Raw genomic sequence first — 17,110 nt, forward strand, 5'->3', positions numbered from 1 at the left:
GAATATATGTATTCAAGACTAATTGAGTTTATTATTGAATTTAAAACAATGTTGTTGTTGTCCCGTTGAGGCGGGAAATTAGTTTAGCATCTAAATGTACATAGCCGAGCAATCGCCATTTATACATTGCTAATCAACAGAACGTAAACTAGTACAAAAAATGTCAAACAAAGTAGAAGTAAAAGAATTACTAGAAGCAGGTGTCCACTTCGGTCACATGACTAGAAAATGGGATCCAAACATGGCTCCTTACATTTATATGGAACGTAATGGTATTCACATTATCAATCTATATAAAACTGCAGCAAAAATCGAAGAGGCTAATGAAGCCTTGAAGAAAATCGCTGCATCAGGTAGAAAAATACTATTCGTAGCTACCAAAAAGCAAGCAAAAGACATCGTTGCTGAAAAAGCAAAAGCTGCAAACATGCCTTACATTACTGAAAGATGGCCTGGTGGAATGCTAACTAACTTCGTGACTATCCGTAAAGCCGTTAAAAAAATGGCTACTATTGATAAAATGAAGAAAGATGGCACATTCATGACCCTTTCTAAAAAAGAGCGTTTACAAGTTGATCGTCAGCGTGCTAAATTAGAGAAAAATTTAGGTTCAATTTCTGATATGTCAAGATTACCAGCTGCATTATTTGTAGTGGATATCAAAGCTGAACACATCGCAATAAAAGAAGCTCAAAAATTAAACATTCCAGTTTTTGCAATGGTTGATACTAACTCTGATCCTCGTGAAGTAGAGTTTGTAATTCCATCAAATGATGATGCTTCTAAATCAATCGATAAAATTTTAACTTTAGTAACAGCTGCAATTGTTGAAGGACTTTCTGATAGAGGTTCTGACAAAGAAACTGATGCAACTGAAAAAGTAGCTCCAGTAACAGCTGAAAAAGCGGCTCCAGTAGCGACTGAAACAGCAGCTCCAGCAGCAACTGAAACAGCAGCTCCGGCTGCCGATACAGCGGCTCCAGCAACTGAAGAATAAAACAATATTTAAATTCCAAATTTTAAATTCCAAATTCCCGAAAAAAAATTAGAAACAATAAGTTGATAATTTAATAAAATTGGGATTTGGAATTTAGGAATTGGAATTTTTACTTTTAACCTTATAAACAAACACAACATGGCAACAATAACTGCTGCAGACGTAAATAAATTAAGAACAGCTACAGGTGCTGGAATGATGGATTGTAAAAAAGCATTAGTAGAAGCTGATGGTGATTTCGATTTAGCGATTGAAAACCTACGTAAAAAAGGACAAAAAGTAGCTGCAAACCGTTCAGATAGAGAATCTACTGAAGGTGCTGCAATTGCTGTTGTAAATGCTGACAAAACTGCTGGTGTTGTTATCACATTAAACTGTGAGACTGACTTCGTAGGTATGAATGAAAGCTTTGTGAAAATGGCAACTGAAATGGCTAATCAAGCATTGAATTTTGATACTAAAGAAGCATTTTTAGCTTCAGATTTCAACGGAATCACTATTGCCGATAAATTGATCGAGCAAACTGGAGTTATCGGTGAAAAATTAGAAATCAGAACTTTCGAAAAATTAGAAGGTGCTTTTGTAGGGTCTTACATCCACTCTGGAAACAAGATCGCTACTTTAGTTGCATTGTCTAAAAATGTAGAAGGTGCTGAAGAGGTAGCTAGAAACGTATCTATGCAAGCTGCAGCTATGTCTCCAATTGCTTTAAACGAAGCTGGAGTTGATGCTGCAACTATCGAAAAAGAAATCGAAATCGCAAAAGACCTTTTGCGTCAAGAAGGTAAACCAGAAGCAATGTTAGACAATATCGCTAAAGGTAAACTGGCTCGTTTCTTTAAAGATAACACCTTGGTAAACCAAGATTATATTAAAGACAACAAATTGAGCGTTGCTAACTACGTAAAATCTTTAGATAAAGATCTTATCGTTACAGGTTTCAAAAGAGCTGCTTTAGGATAATCCTAAACCAACTTATTATATATAAAAAGAGCGATTTGAAATTCAAATCGCTCTTTTTATTAAACTGAATACCGTTCTATTATTTTTTATTCTCCGCTTTAAAGGAATCGAAACCTCTTGCTCTCATCAAAGCATCACTCTTGGGGTCACGTCCCCTAAAACTTCTGTAAGCATCTTCTTGATCCGTAGTATTTCCCACGCTAAAAACGCTTTCGTAAAGCCTCTTCGCAACTTCCTTGTCATAAGGTCCGTTTCCTTCGGTAAAAGCCTCGTACGCATCCGTGCTAATCACATCAGCCCATAAATAGCTGTAATACCCTGCAGCATACCCATCGCTTGAAAAAATATGTCCGAATTGCGGAATCCTATGACGCATTACGATTTCTTCAGGCATATTAAGTTTATTTAATGTTTCACGCTCAAATGCTGTCGGGTCAATTAAGGTATCACCGGCCAAATGAAGTTTCATATCTATCAATGAGCTTGCGATTGTTTCTACCGTTGAAAATCCCTCATTAAAAGTAGATGCTTTGTCGATACGCTCCACCAACGCCATCGGAATTGGCTCATTGGTTTTATAATGCAATGCAAACTTGTTTAACACTTCTGGAGTTTCAAGCCAGCGCTCCAAAATTTGAGACGGAAATTCCACATAATCCCTTGCAACTGCAGTTCCGGCTAGAGTTGGGTAAGTGACATTTGAACACAGTCCATGAAGCGCATGGCCAAATTCGTGAAACAATGTCGTAGCATCAGTCCACGAAATCAAAACGGGCGCATTGTCTGCTCCCTTAATAAAATTACTGTTATTGGAGACGATTGTCAAGACCTCACCATCCATCCTTTGTTGGTTTCTATAGGCGTTCATCCAGGCACCAGAACGTTTCCCTTTGCGGGCATACGGGTCAAAATACCAAAGACCTACTAATTTCCCCGTCGTTTTATTTGAAACTTCCCAAACTCTTACGTCAGCATGGTATACAGGAACATTTGTAATCTGCTTGAATTGCAAATCAAACAGCTCACCAGCAACCCAAAACATGCCTTCTCTGAGGTTTTCCAATTGCAGGTATTCCTTGACCACATTCTGGTCCAGATCGTATTTTTCTTTTCGTACTTTCTCCGAATAATAACGATAATCCCAAGGAGAAATTTTAAAATTTCCTCCCTCAGCATCTACAATTTTCTGCATGGCTGCAACATCTTTATGCACTTGCGCAACCGCAGGCTCCCATACTGACATCATCAACTCCATTGTGCGCTCGGGTGTTTTAGCCATTTTATTGCTCAGGTTCCAGTGTGCGAAAGTAGGGAAACCAAGTAATTTTGCTTTTTTTGCCCTTAGCTGCAAAATCTGCACAAGGGTGGCTTTGTTGTCAAATTCATTTTCATTGTCACCCCTTTTGACATACATGCTCCAAACTTTGGCCCTTAGTTCCCTGTCATTGCTAAAAGTCAGAAACGGTTCCACAAATGAACGCGTATTGCCTATCACTCCGAGTACATTCAAATTCCTCTCTTTGGCCTGAGCCATCGCTGCTTTCCTCAAGCCTTCCGGCAAACCGTCAAAATCACCTTGATTGCTTAAAGCCACGTATTCATTGTTTTCCTCGGCCAATAAATTCTGACTGAACGTAGAAAAATAGCTTGCTAATTCACCATTGATTTCAGCCACTTTCTCCTTTGCTTCAGGATTTAAATTCGCTCCTTCCTTGACAAAATTAGTATAGTTCAACCAAATTAACCGCTGTTGCTCTTTGGTCAACTTCCCTTTATCGCGACCGTTGTAAAGGCTTTCAATTCTTTTGAATAATTTCTTGTTTTGATAAATCCTACTCGACAAAAAAGCCAATATCGGCCCCATTTCCCTTTCGATAGGTTCAAATTCAGGACTGTTTAGATTCGAAGAATAAATCCCGTATACCGTCATAACGCGCTTAAAATCCTTACCGGCGCGTTCCATTTGAGCAATCGTGTTTTCAAAAGTGGGCGCCTTCGGATTGTTGGCGATCGCCTCAATCTCGCTTAAACGTTCCTTGATGACTACATCAAAAGCAGGTTTGATTTGGGAAATATTGTATTCATTAAAAGCAGGAACCCCGCCGTATGGGCCTGTCCATTTTTTGAGCAATGGGTTGTCCGGATTCTCCTGCGCATTAACACTTAACATTGTTGATCCGATCATTAGAGCAGTTATTATTTTTTTCATATTAACATATTATAGCACTTGTTTTTTCAGCTGCTAAATCTACTTAAAAAATTTAAGCAACAACAGAATTTAACAAAATACTGCTTGGTTCTACTATCTTTGAAAATACAAAACAATTTACAATGGACAATCCAATTAGATGCGGCTGGTGCTTGTCCAGCGACTTATACAAAGAATACCACGACCAGGAATGGGGAACTCCCGTTTATGATGATGCCACTTTGTTTGAATTCCTTATTCTGGAAACATTCCAAGCCGGGCTCAGCTGGATTACGATCCTTAACAAAAGGGAGAATTTCAGGAAAGCATTCGACAATTTCGACTATAAAAAAATAGCCCTTTATTCAGAAGACAAGGTCCAAGCCCTTTTATTGGACGCAGGAATCATTCGCAACAAACTCAAAGTACGTTCTGCAGTTTCAAACGCGCAGGCTTTTATGATGATACAGGAAGAATTTGGCAGTTTTTCAAAATACATTTGGAATTTTACTGATGGGAAACCAATTATCAACAACCCAAAAACACTAAAAGAGGTTCCCGCCACCACTCCACTTTCGGACGAGATCAGCAAAGACTTAAAAAAACGCGGTTTCAAATTTGTGGGATCCACTGTTATCTATGCGCATATGCAGGCAACAGGAATGGTGAATGACCATATTGCCGATTGTTGGAAAAAATAGAACTATTGCTGTTTTAAAATCTTTATGAAAGCATCACGGTCAATTTCTCTACAACCCAAACTTTCTAAATGAGGATTATAGACTTGACAATCAACCAAGCTATAATTTTCTTTTTTTAATTGGTTTACCAAAGCAATAAAAGCCACTTTGGAAGCATTTGACACCTTAGAAAACATACTTTCCCCACAGAAAACAAGACCTAAATCGATACCGTATAATCCTCCGACTAATTCATCATCTTGCCAAACTTCGATTGATTTTGCAATACCTAATTCGTTGAGTTTACAATACGCCTCAATCATGTCATTTGTGATCCATGTTCCATCTTGCCCATCCCGTTTAATGTTCTGGCAATTTGAAATCACGTCTCTAAAATTTTGATTGAAAGTAACCGTGAAAATATTCCTGTTCAGTATATTTCGCATACTTTTAGAAACAACCAACTCATCCAGAAATAAAACCATTCTAGGATCAGGCGACCACCAAGTAATAGGTTCTCCGTCTTCAAACCAAGGAAAAATTCCGCTTTTATAAGCTAATTGTAGACGCTCTGGAGACAAGTCTCCTCCAAGTGCAACAATACCATGTGACTTAGTTTCAGAAACAGGAGGAAAAAACAACTCTTGAGATAAATAAAACATGGATAATCAATTAAAATATAAAACTAACTATTAAATTTGAAACAACTTATTTATTTGACTACTTTAAAAATGAAAAAATTATCAATCCTTTTCCTTTTAGTCCTGTTTATTTCACAAATGAATGGGCAAAAAATTGATAGTTTAGCAATCAATAAAAAACTATCTTATAAGAATTTTATTGTACCAACAGCTCTTTTAACTGGCGGTATCTTTCTATTAAATTCCACTCCAAATAATGCCATCCAAGAAAAGTCAAATGCCTTTTTTGGAAACGAATTTAGTTCTAAAATAGACGACTTTACCCCTTTGGTACCAATTGCTCAAATATACGCTGGACGATACATTGGATTCAAACCTAAAAACACAGTTTTCCATCAAACAGTAGATGTTGTTATTGCTAATTCATTAACGTTAGCAGTTGTACAAATTACTAAAAATCTGGTAAAAGAAGAAAGACCGGATGGATCAAATAATCTTAGTTTCCCATCAGGTCATACTGCCATTGCCTTTACCAATGCAACCTTGCTATTTCAAGAATATAAAGATTCCAATTTTTGGTACGCCAGTAGTGGGTTTATATTCGCAACAGCGACTGGTATCTTACGAATGGCTAATAACCGGCATTATTCATCGGATGTATTAGCAGGAGCAGGAATTGGATTACTTTCCGGAATTTTAGTCACTAATTACAATCCTTTTCAGACAATTAAATTTGGCAGAAAGAATAGAACCTCTGCGTTTGTTTATCCTCAATTTGGGAAAACTAACGGATTGGGAATCCTGATAAAACCTGATTTCTAAACTTTTTTAAAACAAAAAAAGCCTTGACTATATCAAGGCTTTTATTTGCTATACTCTTAATTAAAAAGGCAAATCGTCTGGTTCGTCTTCATTTAAGTTTGTTGCCGGAGCAAAAGTCTGAGCAGTAGGCATAGGTGCTGAAGGCGCTTGAGGCTCAACTCCTGCTTTCTCAATTCTCCACCCTTGGACACTATTGAAATATTTAGTTTCTCCTTGTGGGCTAACCCATTCTCTACCTCTTAAATTGATAGAAACCTTTACTGGCTCACCAACTGCATAATTGTTTAACAAGTCACATTTGTCTTGAGTAAACTCAATCATAATATGTTGAGGATATTGTTCTTCTGTTGTAACAACTAACTCTCTCTTTTTAAACGCGGCACTTATTTGTTGTTCTGGGTTAACAACTTTAATTTTTCCTGTAACTTCCATCTTCGTTATTTTAATTGTTATTTAATCTTATTTTTCTGCCAGAAGTACTTTCCATGCGGAAAGAACATCGTTTTCATCTAAGTATTTTTTTGCCTCTAAATGCAGCTTATCCTGGTCATCAGAGGTTAAAACACCTTTCACAGAAAAATTCTGTTTTACAAATATACTAACTTCTTCTGGGGTAGGCAAGGCTTCTATGTTTCCTAATTTCCCTAAATCATTTCCATCAAAAATGAGGCTTTTTTTAATACGATCCGGAATAACATCTACCCCTATTCCTAGGGTCGATAAAGGCTTAGGCACCTCAAATAAACCTTGATTTGAGCGTGAATACCAACTCCCTCCTAACCTGGAAACCAAATCAATTTTATATTGATCAATCGCCCCGTTTGCATCTAAAACGGCTTCGTTAATATGAATTCGTACTACTTCACAAAGGATTAAATTTCCGGCTCCGCCTTCGCTTCCTAATGGAATTATCTGGTTCACTTTACATTCAAATTGTACGGGCGACTCTTTAACTCGGAATGGCTTTACAACATCAGAAGGAACTGCCGTAAACCCTGCTTTTAAAAACTCATTTACACCATCGGCATATTCTGTGCTGGCAAGAGACGTTTGTTGTACCATATCAAAATTCACAACATTAATAACCACTTCTCCCGTTGCCTCACAATTAATTAAAGTGTGTTTAACCGAATTGTCGCGAACACGTCTTGCCGGAGAAAAAACGAGAATAGGTGGATTTGCACTAAAAACATTAAAAAAGCTGAAAGGCGATAAATTTGGAGTTCCATTTTTATCTACAGTGCTGGCAAAAGCAATGGGTCTAGGCCCTACAGAACCTTGAAGATATCCTTGTAACTTAGACGTTTCTATACTTTTTGGATCAATAGTAATCATACTTTTTTGTTTTCAGTTATTTAGTTCCTTGATATACAAAAGTAAGTAAATGGTTTAAGTTTTTAAAGAGAGCGTCCGCTTATTTAATCTAAAAAACATTCCCATAACCTAAAAATTTTCCTTTGTATTAAGAACTAAAATAATAGTGTTTATATTTCGTTATATTTATACCTCAAAATCTCGTTTATGCAGTTTTCTGAAAGAAAAAATACGACTCGTTGGATTATTATTTTCGCTTCATTTTTAATAATTTCACTGATACTTTGGAACACCTATACCTTTTTTCAAATATTCAAAAATGAAGAACGTTTAAAAATGAATCTTTGGGCAAAAGCTCAAAAAACACTCATTAACGCGGGTGAAAATACTGATGTTGAACTACCTCTTCAAATCTTCAGCAACAACACTTCAATACCCATTATTCTTACCGAGAATGACAGCATCATCAACACCGTTAATATCGACGATGCCATTGTAAATGAAAACGCCAGAGCTGTCGCATTTTTATCGGATTTAAAAAATGAAAATGACCCTATTGTAATTGAGTATGATCCAGGGAAATTTCAAAAATTATATTACGGCAATTCGGCACTACTGAATAAACTAAAATATTATCCCGTCGCCTTATTACTCATTATCGTATTGTTTTCTGCCTTGGTCTATTATTTTTACCGAAGCACGAAAATAGCGACTCAAAACAAACTTTGGGCAGGAATGGCAAAAGAAACAGCCCATCAAATAGGTACTCCACTTTCTTCGTTAATAGGGTGGGTCGAAATCTTGAAGTCCGAAAATATTGATGAATCAACAACGATTGAAATTGAAAAAGATATTGAGCGATTACAAACTATTACAGATCGTTTCTCAAAAATTGGCTCGGAACCCATATTAGAAAAGAAAGATATTGTAGAGGAGACCCTGCAATCCTATAACTATCTTCAATCCCGATTTTCGAAACAGATTGAATTCACATTCGAAGGTCCAAAATCACCTATCTTCGTTATGCTTAACCCCACCTTACACAGCTGGACGATTGAAAACCTGGTTAAGAATGCTATTGACGCCATGAAAGGACGAGGAAAACTGGCTTTAAAAATAGAACAGGATCATGATTACATAAAAATAAGTGTGACTGATAGCGGGAATGGAATTCAGAAAAAACAGTTCAAGAGGGTCTTTGAGCCCGGTTTCACCACTAAAAAAAGAGGCTGGGGATTAGGATTATCTTTGACAAAAAGAATTGTGGAAGAATACCACAAAGGATCTATAAAAGTGTCCCATTCTGAAATAGGAAAAGGAACCACTATGCAAATCAGCCTAAGAAAAGTGTCTTGATTTTAATGCTTGTTAAAGCCTATTTATTTTGTAAAACATCGTTTCCCTAACTACTTTGGATCTGCTTAAATATGCGTTTACAAAAGCCGTGTGCTCTTCTGTCTGACCAATAGATTCTTCCAAAGATTGTTTAATGGCTTTTATACTTGAAACATTTCTTTCATCAATAGATCCAAAATTATTCAACATTTCCTGACAACGGCGTAATTTGTTTCTTGGTCCATCTATCATGGCTTTCAATTCTTTGTCTGACGTTATAGGTTTAAACTGCTTGTTTCTATACTTAAGGAATTTGTTTAAGTCATTTACCCCCTCATTATAAAGCGACACGACGGTATTGAAATAATCAGATGTCTTCACTTGTTTGTAATATTCTATCTTACTTTTTTCATAGGTAAGCTGATTCAATATCATCGTATTTACAACTCCATTTTTTTTTATTCGTGCTGACGACCCAATTAATTGCTCCATTTCAGATGATTTATAATATTTTGAAATTTCAGCTTCAAAATCAAATCGCTTTTTTGATTTATCAACACCAGTACTTCCATTGTAAAACTCTTGATTTGAAATAGGATAATTAAGGAATTGCCACATATAATCGTACGGCATATGCGAAGCAATTATATCGCTGGGGTTAACTTTAAAATATTGATTGTCAAACGTATTGACAAACTTTCCATTATTCACATATCCCGAACCCCAGGTTGGATCGAAGACATACCAATGGTTATCAATCTTAGAAGCACTCCAGGCATGCGACATCGTGTCTACCGCCCCATTTTGCTTTGTATAGCCGCTTATAGTCTCCGTCTCAATACCCACTTTATTTGCTATTTCCTTAAATATTTTGGTATAGTCACTGCACACACCTTTTTTACTCTTGAGTATTCTTGTGCTATTATTTTCTAAGGCTTCTTTGTTATTTAACGCTACCATTTTATCTACATCATAATTGATATTTGACGCTGTCCAATAAAAAACAGCACGTATCTTCTCATCATCAGTTTGAAAATGAGCATTGATATAATCGGCAATTGCATCTGTTGAATAGGTTGATCGAATGGGTATTTGAGAAATTTGCTGATCAACTAAAGTATATTGAGTCTGCTTTTGAGCAAAACTTAAAATTGAAAAAAGCAAAGAGAGCATTAAATATATATTTTTCATTTGATCTAAGTTCCGTATAAATAAAAAGGGATTAAGTTTTCACCTATTCCCTTGTAAACGAAAACTGTACCAATTTATTTGAAAAGCTACATTTTTGCTTTAATATTTTCTGCCAATGCTTCAAATTCTGCTGTAGATAAAGATACTTTGTTTTGAAAACGCATTTCATCCATCTCATTCAATGGAATAAGATGAACATGTGCATGAGGAACTTCCAGTCCTACGACTGCCATACCTACCCTTTTGCAAGGAACTGCTTTTTCTAAGGCAATAGCCACTTTTCTTGAAAAATGCATCAGCCCTAAATAATGTGCTTCATCCATATCAAAAATCTTATCGACTTCAAATTTTGGAATACACAGAGTATGTCCTTTTGCATTTGGGTTTACATCCAAAAAAGCCAAATAATTATCGTCTTCGGCTATTTTATAACAAGGAATTTCTCCGTTTACTATTTTAGTGAATATTGAACTCATATGCTAAGTATTAAATTGTATTTGTAAACCGTATTATAATGTAGTTTCCTGAAAACAGAAATTAAACGCTTTGGTCACGGGTAATTTCTAAAATCTCGAATTTTAACACTCCGCTTGGAACCGTAATTTCAGCAACATCGCCTACCTTTTTACCAAGTAATCCTTTCCCTATAGGTGAGGTAACTGATATTTTTCCGGTTTTTAAATCCGCTTCGCTTTCAGCAACAAGCTTATAATTCATTTCCATTCCGTTAGATTGGTTCTTTATTTTCACATTAGACAAAACCAAAACCTTAGAAATATCAAGATTTGTTTCATCAATCAGTCTCGCATTAGAATGTACTTCTTCGAGTTTCGCAATTCTCATTTCAAGCATTCCTTGTGCTTCTTTTGCAGCATCATACTCCGCATTTTCAGATAAATCTCCTTTATCTCTTGCCTCAGCTATATCTGCAGATGCTTTTGGACGCATTACGCTTTTTAAATAGTCTAATTCCTCTCTCAGTTTCTTTAATCCTTCTGCCGTGTAATAAGATATTGCGCTCATAATTTCATCGTTTATGTAAATAGAAAAAATCCCATCAGGACGGGATTTCTTTCCACAAAGATACTTTTATTTTTTCTAGTGAATAATTATATGTTATTCATATATAATTCAAATGTAAATAAATTAAATTTGTTTCACTAATACTTTCAATTTATTTTAAACAATGAAAAAACACTTCATCCTACTCGCAATATTACCCTTCTTTTTTGGCTGCAGCGACAGTGGTTTTAACAATAACAACCCCTACCTTCCTAACTACACGTTTACCATAGATATCAAAATGAACTTGCCTGCTTATTCTGATCTTCAATTTCCAAGTAATGCAGTCTATTATTCAGCTGTGGGCATCAAAGGAATTTATATTTTCAATACTGGAAGTGGCTACAATGCATTTGATGCTGCATGCCCAAATCAGGCACCGAGCAGTTGTGGCATTATGACCCTGAAAGGCATTAATATAGTCTGTCCCTGTGACAATGTCGAATACAGTTTATTTACTGGTCAGGTTACAGGTCAGAGTGGATTACAATATCCTTTAAAACAGTATCGTGTGGAGGTTAATGGAAATATATTGCGAGTTTATAATTAACACAAAAGCCCGAAAGAAGAACTTTCGGGCTTTTTAAACATATAGCAGTATATTTTTTATCTAAAACTTCAATGTCAAACCAACTAAGAAGTTGATTCCCGCTTGGGGATAATACCCTGCTCCTTCAATTGTTGCTATCTGGTTTGGATCACTGTAGTTGTCATCATAAGTAAAGAAATATCCGTTTGAAACATACTTGTAATCAAAAATATTATTGACTAATCCCGTTAATAGTATGGATTTGAAAACCGACTTAGGTTTGAACTCGTAAGAAACATTCAAATCGTTGACAAAATAGGATTTCAATTTAGACCCTTCTGAATCTATATTTCCCATATATTGCTCTCCCACTATTTTGGACAAAAACGAAACCTGAAAATTGCTGACCGGTAAAAAGGTCAGTATGTTACCCGCTATGAATTCTGGTGAATAGGCGATATTGGTGTTACCCAAAGCGGTCAAGACGCCGTCTCTTTCAAAACGAAAATCTCTGTTTTTGTTACTGCTTATGGTAAAGTTTGGTCGGATGATCAAGTTATCCAATAACGCTATAGTGGCGTCAACCTCAAGACCTAGACGGTAGCTGTCCCCGCTGTTTTTCCGAATGGGGCTTCCCACGTCATCTAACTCTCCGGTTAAGATCAACTGGTCTTTGTAGGCCATGTAATAAACATTCGCATTCAACTTCACTTTTGCAGTATTATGACGCAATCCGAATTCAAAATCATTCAGTTTTTCGGGTCTTGGACTTCCGTTTTCATAGTCGGTTCTGTTAGGCTCGCGGTTCGCTCTCGCATACGAAGCATACAATTGATTGTTGCTGTTAATCTCAAAACTCAACCCAGTTTTTGGGTTGAAGAAATTAAAGTTATCATTTACCAAACCCGTTTCAGGGCTATTGGCTTTGTAATGCACATTTCTCAATTGCAAATCTCCGAAGAGGCTTAACTTGTCCGCTATCTGATAATTGGCTTTCGCAAAAACATTGCCGTCTGTTTTGGTCGCCGCATCATCATAGTAGCGATCGCCCAATTCGCTTTGCGAAGCAAAACGCGCCCAAATCACTTTTCCAAAATGGCTTCCTTCGTATTTGTTGTAACCTCCACCAAGTATGACATCCAGCTTTTCGGTTTTGTAATTGGCAGAGAACGTGGTTCCGTAAAAATCATTGTCCAACCACTTTTGGCGAACGAGGTCCGCAGTCGTTACGGCACCAACGGCAAGCAAGCCATAATCCGCCATATCGGCATCTTCCTTGTAATTTTCATAATAGCCTTTCCCTTTTGAATAGAAAAAAGCAAGATTAGTATTCCAGTGCTCTGATACTTTTTCACTCCAATGCAATTGGAAATGATCTTGTTGGTAATTATCCGTTTCGTTATCATAAAAACGCATGTTACCAGCCTCATCCGTGAATATTCCGGCCGTATTAAACGTTCTGTCGCTGATTACCGTTTCAGCATCGATACCATTCCAGGATTGGTAGGTTTTTTCTTTTCCGCCAAAGGCTAACGCTTTAATCAAGGTCGTCTTGCCCACATAAGTCCCTTGCAGGAAATACGATTTCAAGTCAGAACTTGCACGATCAATGTACCCGTCAGATTTCAACGCGGACAATCGTCCGGCCAATTCAAAATGATCATCCATCAAACCCGTACTGAATTTCACCGTATGTTTTCGGGTATTGAAACTCCCGAAAGAATTCGAAATTTCCCCGTTGCTTTCTTTGGCATAACTATCCGTAAGCATGTTCAGACTTGCGCCAAAAGCTCCGGACCCATTAGTAGAAGTACCCACGCCGCGTTGCAGCTGCACACTTTCTAGCGAGGAAGCGAAATCAGGCATGTTAACCCAATAGGTACCGTGACTTTCTGAATCGTTATAGGGAATCCCGTTGATGGTTACATTCACACGAGTAGCATCGCTACCACGGACACGAATACCGGTATAACCTACTCCATTTCCGGCATCAGAAGTAGTTACAACTGAGGGTAAGTAATTCATTAAAATAGGAATATCTTGTCCTAAGTTTCTAAACTTGACATCCTTTTTGTCTAAATTACTAAAGCTAACCGGCGTTTTTGTAGTAACTCGAATAGCAGAAACCAATACCTCATCCAATGTATTAACTGTGGTAGTGTCTTTGACTTGTGCAAAAGAGAGAAAAGAAAATAGAGAAAAGAAAACAGACAGCAAAAAAGTTAGACTTTGTGTCTTTGCGCCAGTGTGGCGAGAAAAATTAAAAATAGTATTCATCCGTAAATAAGATTACGAATAAAAGGGGGAATTATTCCTTTTGTTAAATTAATAAATGATTGTTTTCTATGACAAATAGATAGTGTGCACGCTATTTTTTTGTCATTTTTTCCCTTAGCGACATTACTCGCTCAGGTTCGTTGGGTATGATCTCAGCTCGTTATTTAGAGCACCCCTTTGAGACGCTGCAAATGTAATCTTAAAAAAAACAAAAATCAAACAAGAAATTATAATTTAATATCGTTTCCTTTAAAAGTCACTTTTTTATTAAAACCTATCACTTCTTTTTAGCTGTTTTCAAGTATGCCTTTTAATTCTAAACCTTTAAGCGGTTTATTAATATGACCACAAACAAAGGGATAAGCCATTGTTTTTTCCCTATCTTCATCAGAAATTGAACTTGTAACAATAACCACTTTCAAATTATGCGAAATTGTATTTAAATTCTCCAATACCTGAAAACCATCCATAACGGGCATATTTAAGTCTAATAAAACTACCGTTTCTGCTAACCCGTGGAAGTTCCCTTGAATAAAATCATAAGCAACATCCGATTTAACGTAACTTACTATAGAGCTATTTTCAAAATGCTTTTTAATTTCAAACTCAATTAAAAACAACATGATTTTATCGTCATCAACCAATATAAAATTTGGCTTTCCCATATTTACAGATCTATTTTAACGGTTGTACCTTTGCTTACTTCACTTTCAATTTGGATTATACCATTATAATTTTCAACAATTAGTTTAGTCAAATACAACCCTATTCCGCTCCCTGTCCTCTCATGATGAAAACGTTTAAAAGGTTTAAAAAGCTTCTCTTTTTGAAAATTAGAGTCAAACCCAATACCATTATCTTTTATTATAATTGACCTAGTTTCATTCTCTATTTTAGTGGTGACTTCAATAAATTTTGCTGTTTCAGGATTCTCCGAAGCGTACTTGACAGCATTGCTTAGTATGTTCAGCAAAACACTGTTTAAATGAATATCCGATATTAAAAAAGCAGGACACTCAGAAAAATCTGATTTTATAGCTATTTGCTTTTCATCAATAAGATATTTAATTTGCAAAATCACATTATTGAATATAGGTTCAATATTGCGTTCCTTTAAATCCTCCTTTGAAAAACTTTCCTTTTGTTTAATAATAGTTGTTAAACTATCTATTGTATTTTTCATCAATTCAACACTAGAGATGGCATTATCAATTAATACAGAATTAAACTCTGGATCGGCACCCTCGTTTTGTAAAAGGTCCAGTAACCCCTCCAAATTGGTCAAAGGGCTCCTAAGATCATGAGAAGCAATCAAAGTCATTTGTTTTAATTCATTATTGTTGTCAAATAACTTTTTATCAAGACTCCTTCTTTTTTTTAACTCTAACCTCAATTTTTGATTTTTATCAAATAAGTTTTTCACCACTTTATTTAGAATACCATTAAAAATTAATGACAGAAAAGTTATCATCAAAACTGAAATTAAAATTAAATAGGCAATGCTTTTCTTCAAATCACTCATGTGAATTGAATTGTCATGTAAAACAAACACATCCCCAAATTCTGTATCATCAAAATTAGTCAAAGCGAATGATTTTGACAGATAATCAATGCCATTCAACTTTACGGTTGATATTGAATCTGAATTTATTTTCTCTTCAATTACGCTTCTTGTAATTTTAGTTTCTGCTGGAAGCGTTGACCATTCTAAAAACAAACTGTCGTTCCCTTTCTTAAATAGCCCGAACTTCTCAATTTTATCTTTATTTAATTTTAAATTGAGTACATTTCTTTCAGCAAAAAAAAGAAAATCCATATGTGACTGCTTGGCGGTTTCCTCTAATACTTTATTAAATTCTTTTCCAACAATGACGTAACCCACCACTTTTTGAGTAGTATCGCGTACTGGTACAATTACTTTTAAACAAACATCTGAATAAGTTCCCGAATCAATATGAAAAAAGCCCGCTCCCGTCTTGAATGCTCTTTTAAATATAACCCGTTGAGCTATACTTTCTCCAAATTCATTAGGACGATGACTTCTATACCTAACAATCCCATCAACTGAAATAAAATTTAACAAATCGGGATTTACCTCCAAACCCTCTTTTTTGTAATAAGACTTTGAAATTTTTCGTAACTCCTTACGGTCATTCATTTTTAAAGCTTGCACCAAAGAATCATTTGTAGTTAACCGATCAATAAACAACCGGAGATTTATGGCTTCAGATTTTATTTTTTCTTCAAGCATCGTGTCAATATTTCTATATTCAAACGAAACCTCTTTTTGTATCGAAGTCTTCTGCAACAAGTAAACGGTTGTAAGAGATACTGCTATAAATATAATGGCAAACAAAAAAAAAGGGATAAAAATAGACTTTTTAAGTCCCCTAATCGTAAGTAATTTGTTTAATATTTGCTTCAGCTTTCCCTTCATTTGTTTTTTTAATCCTATATGTGTAACTAAACTATTGTGCTCTAAATCATTACTTGCTCTTTCTCTAATGGAAAGAGTCATTGCTTTAATTTGAAAAAATTTCATCTACAGAAAACCGCATCACACTACTTGACCATCTGCACTGCGCCAAATATACGACAATGCTTACAGTGAAAGACGCTCAAAATTAATTAAAAGACACCCAATCTGACTAAAAGTATCATTAAACACTTTTTGACTATTATCAGATCCTATTTAATCCACATCTGGATTCCGCCGACTTTGCTTCAATTGGGATGTGTTTTTTTTGTTCTTTATCCGTTTTCTAATAGCTGATTTTGGCACCCTGGTTACTTTCCTAGCTTTTTGCACAATTAATCCCTTCTTGACAAGTTCTAAAAAGCGTTTAGTGACAATATCCTTGTTCCTTAATTGGCTTCGATCTTCATCACAATTCAGGATTAGTATTGAATCTGCGGTTAATCGCGAAGACAGATTCGTTTCCAGTAATGTTTTTTCTTCCTCAGTTAACGCCTGAGAAATTTTCAAATCAAAGGACAACACCACTTTTGACGAAACTTTGTTAACATTCTGGCCGCCCGCCCCGCTACTGCGAACCGCTTTATAATTTAATTCTGATATTAGTTTTTGAATTTCCATTTATGCTTAAATTA

At 35.9% G+C, this 17,110-nt stretch carries 17 protein-coding genes; 6 read left to right on the forward strand and 11 right to left on the reverse strand.

What is annotated here, in order from left to right:
* The first annotated feature begins 160 nt into the window (after positions 1-160).
* Complete coding sequence (rpsB, locus tag CXF59_RS10815) at positions 161-997, forward strand: 30S ribosomal protein S2 (protein WP_101137793.1); 837 nt, start codon at positions 161-163, stop codon at positions 995-997.
* 138 nt (positions 998-1,135) lie between these two features.
* Positions 1,136-1,960: a translation elongation factor Ts gene (tsf, locus tag CXF59_RS10820; RefSeq protein ID WP_101137794.1), complete on the forward strand. Its 825-nt coding sequence runs from the start codon at positions 1,136-1,138 to the stop codon at positions 1,958-1,960.
* 79 nt (positions 1,961-2,039) lie between these two features.
* Here the strand turns inward: tsf and CXF59_RS10825 are convergent, their stop codons facing one another.
* On the reverse strand, positions 2,040-4,169 hold the full coding sequence (locus CXF59_RS10825; protein WP_101137795.1) for a M3 family metallopeptidase: 2,130 nt from the start codon (positions 4,167-4,169) through the stop codon (positions 2,040-2,042).
* Positions 4,170-4,291: 122 nt separating this feature from the next.
* Here CXF59_RS10825 and CXF59_RS10830 point away from each other — a divergent pair, with 122 nt between their 5' ends.
* On the forward strand, positions 4,292-4,849 hold the full coding sequence (locus tag CXF59_RS10830) for a DNA-3-methyladenine glycosylase I (protein ID WP_101137796.1): 558 nt from the start codon (positions 4,292-4,294) through the stop codon (positions 4,847-4,849).
* 2 nt (positions 4,850-4,851) lie between these two features.
* On the opposite strand, the gene aat is transcribed toward CXF59_RS10830, so the two are convergent.
* A complete protein-coding gene (aat, locus tag CXF59_RS10835; protein ID WP_101137797.1) occupies positions 4,852-5,490 on the reverse strand; it encodes a leucyl/phenylalanyl-tRNA--protein transferase in 639 nt (212 codons plus the stop codon).
* A gap of 69 nt (positions 5,491-5,559) precedes the next feature.
* Here aat and CXF59_RS10840 point away from each other — a divergent pair, with 69 nt between their 5' ends.
* Positions 5,560-6,291: a phosphatase PAP2 family protein gene (locus tag CXF59_RS10840; protein WP_198554682.1), complete on the forward strand. Its 732-nt coding sequence runs from the start codon at positions 5,560-5,562 to the stop codon at positions 6,289-6,291.
* Positions 6,292-6,351: 60 nt separating this feature from the next.
* On the opposite strand, the gene CXF59_RS10845 is transcribed toward CXF59_RS10840, so the two are convergent.
* Together CXF59_RS10845 and CXF59_RS10850 are read right to left on the reverse strand one after the other, a co-directional pair.
* The gene (locus tag CXF59_RS10845) at positions 6,352-6,723 is read right to left on the reverse strand and encodes a DUF3127 domain-containing protein (protein WP_101137798.1); all 372 of its coding nucleotides are present in this window, start codon (positions 6,721-6,723) and stop codon (positions 6,352-6,354) included.
* A gap of 27 nt (positions 6,724-6,750) precedes the next feature.
* Positions 6,751-7,626 carry a flavin reductase family protein gene (locus tag CXF59_RS10850; protein WP_101137799.1) on the reverse strand — a complete coding sequence of 292 codons (876 nt, stop codon included), beginning with the start codon at positions 7,624-7,626 and terminating at the stop codon, positions 6,751-6,753.
* A gap of 186 nt (positions 7,627-7,812) precedes the next feature.
* Here CXF59_RS10850 and CXF59_RS10855 point away from each other — a divergent pair, with 186 nt between their 5' ends.
* Entirely contained in the window at positions 7,813-8,961 is a 1,149-nt protein-coding gene (locus tag CXF59_RS10855; RefSeq protein WP_101137800.1) for a PAS domain-containing sensor histidine kinase, read from the forward strand.
* A 12-nt stretch (positions 8,962-8,973) separates the two neighbouring features.
* On the opposite strand, the gene CXF59_RS10860 is transcribed toward CXF59_RS10855, so the two are convergent.
* The 3 genes from CXF59_RS10860 to greA all read right to left on the reverse strand — a co-directional run bounded on the left by CXF59_RS10860 (position 8,974) and on the right by greA (position 11,154).
* A complete protein-coding gene (locus CXF59_RS10860; protein ID WP_101137801.1) occupies positions 8,974-10,131 on the reverse strand; it encodes a transglutaminase domain-containing protein in 1,158 nt (385 codons plus the stop codon).
* 86 nt (positions 10,132-10,217) lie between these two features.
* Positions 10,218-10,607 (reverse strand): HIT family protein, encoded by a 390-nt coding sequence (locus CXF59_RS10865; protein ID WP_101137802.1) that lies wholly within the window; start codon positions 10,605-10,607, stop codon positions 10,218-10,220.
* Positions 10,608-10,668: 61 nt separating this feature from the next.
* Positions 10,669-11,154 carry a transcription elongation factor GreA gene (gene greA, locus CXF59_RS10870; RefSeq protein WP_101137803.1) on the reverse strand — a complete coding sequence of 162 codons (486 nt, stop codon included), beginning with the start codon at positions 11,152-11,154 and terminating at the stop codon, positions 10,669-10,671.
* 163 nt (positions 11,155-11,317) lie between these two features.
* On the opposite strand from greA, the gene CXF59_RS10875 reads away from it, so the two are divergent.
* A complete protein-coding gene (locus CXF59_RS10875) occupies positions 11,318-11,743 on the forward strand; it encodes a hypothetical protein (protein ID WP_101137804.1) in 426 nt (141 codons plus the stop codon).
* Between the two features lie 60 nt (positions 11,744-11,803).
* On the opposite strand, the gene CXF59_RS10880 is transcribed toward CXF59_RS10875, so the two are convergent.
* From CXF59_RS10880 to arfB, 4 genes are all read right to left on the reverse strand, one after another.
* On the reverse strand, positions 11,804-13,999 hold the full coding sequence (locus tag CXF59_RS10880; protein WP_101137805.1) for a TonB-dependent receptor: 2,196 nt from the start codon (positions 13,997-13,999) through the stop codon (positions 11,804-11,806).
* A 287-nt stretch (positions 14,000-14,286) separates the two neighbouring features.
* The gene (locus CXF59_RS10885; protein WP_101137806.1) at positions 14,287-14,664 is read right to left on the reverse strand and encodes a response regulator; all 378 of its coding nucleotides are present in this window, start codon (positions 14,662-14,664) and stop codon (positions 14,287-14,289) included.
* A gap of 2 nt (positions 14,665-14,666) precedes the next feature.
* Positions 14,667-16,517 (reverse strand): ATP-binding protein, encoded by a 1,851-nt coding sequence (locus tag CXF59_RS10890; protein WP_198554683.1) that lies wholly within the window; start codon positions 16,515-16,517, stop codon positions 14,667-14,669.
* A gap of 174 nt (positions 16,518-16,691) precedes the next feature.
* A complete protein-coding gene (gene arfB, locus CXF59_RS10895; RefSeq protein WP_101137808.1) occupies positions 16,692-17,096 on the reverse strand; it encodes an alternative ribosome rescue aminoacyl-tRNA hydrolase ArfB in 405 nt (134 codons plus the stop codon).
* Between the last annotated feature and the right edge of the window lie 14 nt (positions 17,097-17,110).

This window comes from Flavobacterium sp. ALD4, from assembly GCF_002836475.1.
Taxonomy (GTDB): Bacteria; Bacteroidota; Bacteroidia; order Flavobacteriales; family Flavobacteriaceae; genus Flavobacterium.

Excerpts from the sequence above, each read along its gene's own strand:
- rpsB (WP_101137793.1), top strand. The coding sequence starts at position 161 with ATGTCAAACAAAGTAGAAGTAAAAGAATTACTAGAAGCAGGTGTCCAC.
- tsf (WP_101137794.1), top strand. The coding sequence starts at position 1,136 with ATGGCAACAATAACTGCTGCAGACGTAAATAAATTAAGAACAGCTACA.
- CXF59_RS10825 (WP_101137795.1), bottom strand. The coding sequence starts at position 4,169 with ATGAAAAAAATAATAACTGCTCTAATGATCGGATCAACAATGTTAAGT.
- CXF59_RS10830 (WP_101137796.1), top strand. The coding sequence starts at position 4,292 with ATGGACAATCCAATTAGATGCGGCTGGTGCTTGTCCAGCGACTTATAC.
- aat (WP_101137797.1), bottom strand. The coding sequence starts at position 5,490 with ATGTTTTATTTATCTCAAGAGTTGTTTTTTCCTCCTGTTTCTGAAACT.
- CXF59_RS10840 (WP_198554682.1), top strand. The coding sequence starts at position 5,560 with ATGAAAAAATTATCAATCCTTTTCCTTTTAGTCCTGTTTATTTCACAA.
- CXF59_RS10845 (WP_101137798.1), bottom strand. The coding sequence starts at position 6,723 with ATGGAAGTTACAGGAAAAATTAAAGTTGTTAACCCAGAACAACAAATA.
- CXF59_RS10850 (WP_101137799.1), bottom strand. The coding sequence starts at position 7,626 with ATGATTACTATTGATCCAAAAAGTATAGAAACGTCTAAGTTACAAGGA.
- CXF59_RS10855 (WP_101137800.1), top strand. The coding sequence starts at position 7,813 with ATGCAGTTTTCTGAAAGAAAAAATACGACTCGTTGGATTATTATTTTC.
- CXF59_RS10860 (WP_101137801.1), bottom strand. The coding sequence starts at position 10,131 with ATGAAAAATATATATTTAATGCTCTCTTTGCTTTTTTCAATTTTAAGT.
- CXF59_RS10865 (WP_101137802.1), bottom strand. The coding sequence starts at position 10,607 with ATGAGTTCAATATTCACTAAAATAGTAAACGGAGAAATTCCTTGTTAT.
- greA (WP_101137803.1), bottom strand. The coding sequence starts at position 11,154 with ATGAGCGCAATATCTTATTACACGGCAGAAGGATTAAAGAAACTGAGA.
- CXF59_RS10875 (WP_101137804.1), top strand. The coding sequence starts at position 11,318 with ATGAAAAAACACTTCATCCTACTCGCAATATTACCCTTCTTTTTTGGC.
- CXF59_RS10880 (WP_101137805.1), bottom strand. The coding sequence starts at position 13,999 with ATGAATACTATTTTTAATTTTTCTCGCCACACTGGCGCAAAGACACAA.
- CXF59_RS10885 (WP_101137806.1), bottom strand. The coding sequence starts at position 14,664 with ATGGGAAAGCCAAATTTTATATTGGTTGATGACGATAAAATCATGTTG.
- CXF59_RS10890 (WP_198554683.1), bottom strand. The coding sequence starts at position 16,517 with ATGACTCTTTCCATTAGAGAAAGAGCAAGTAATGATTTAGAGCACAAT.
- arfB (WP_101137808.1), bottom strand. The coding sequence starts at position 17,096 with ATGGAAATTCAAAAACTAATATCAGAATTAAATTATAAAGCGGTTCGC.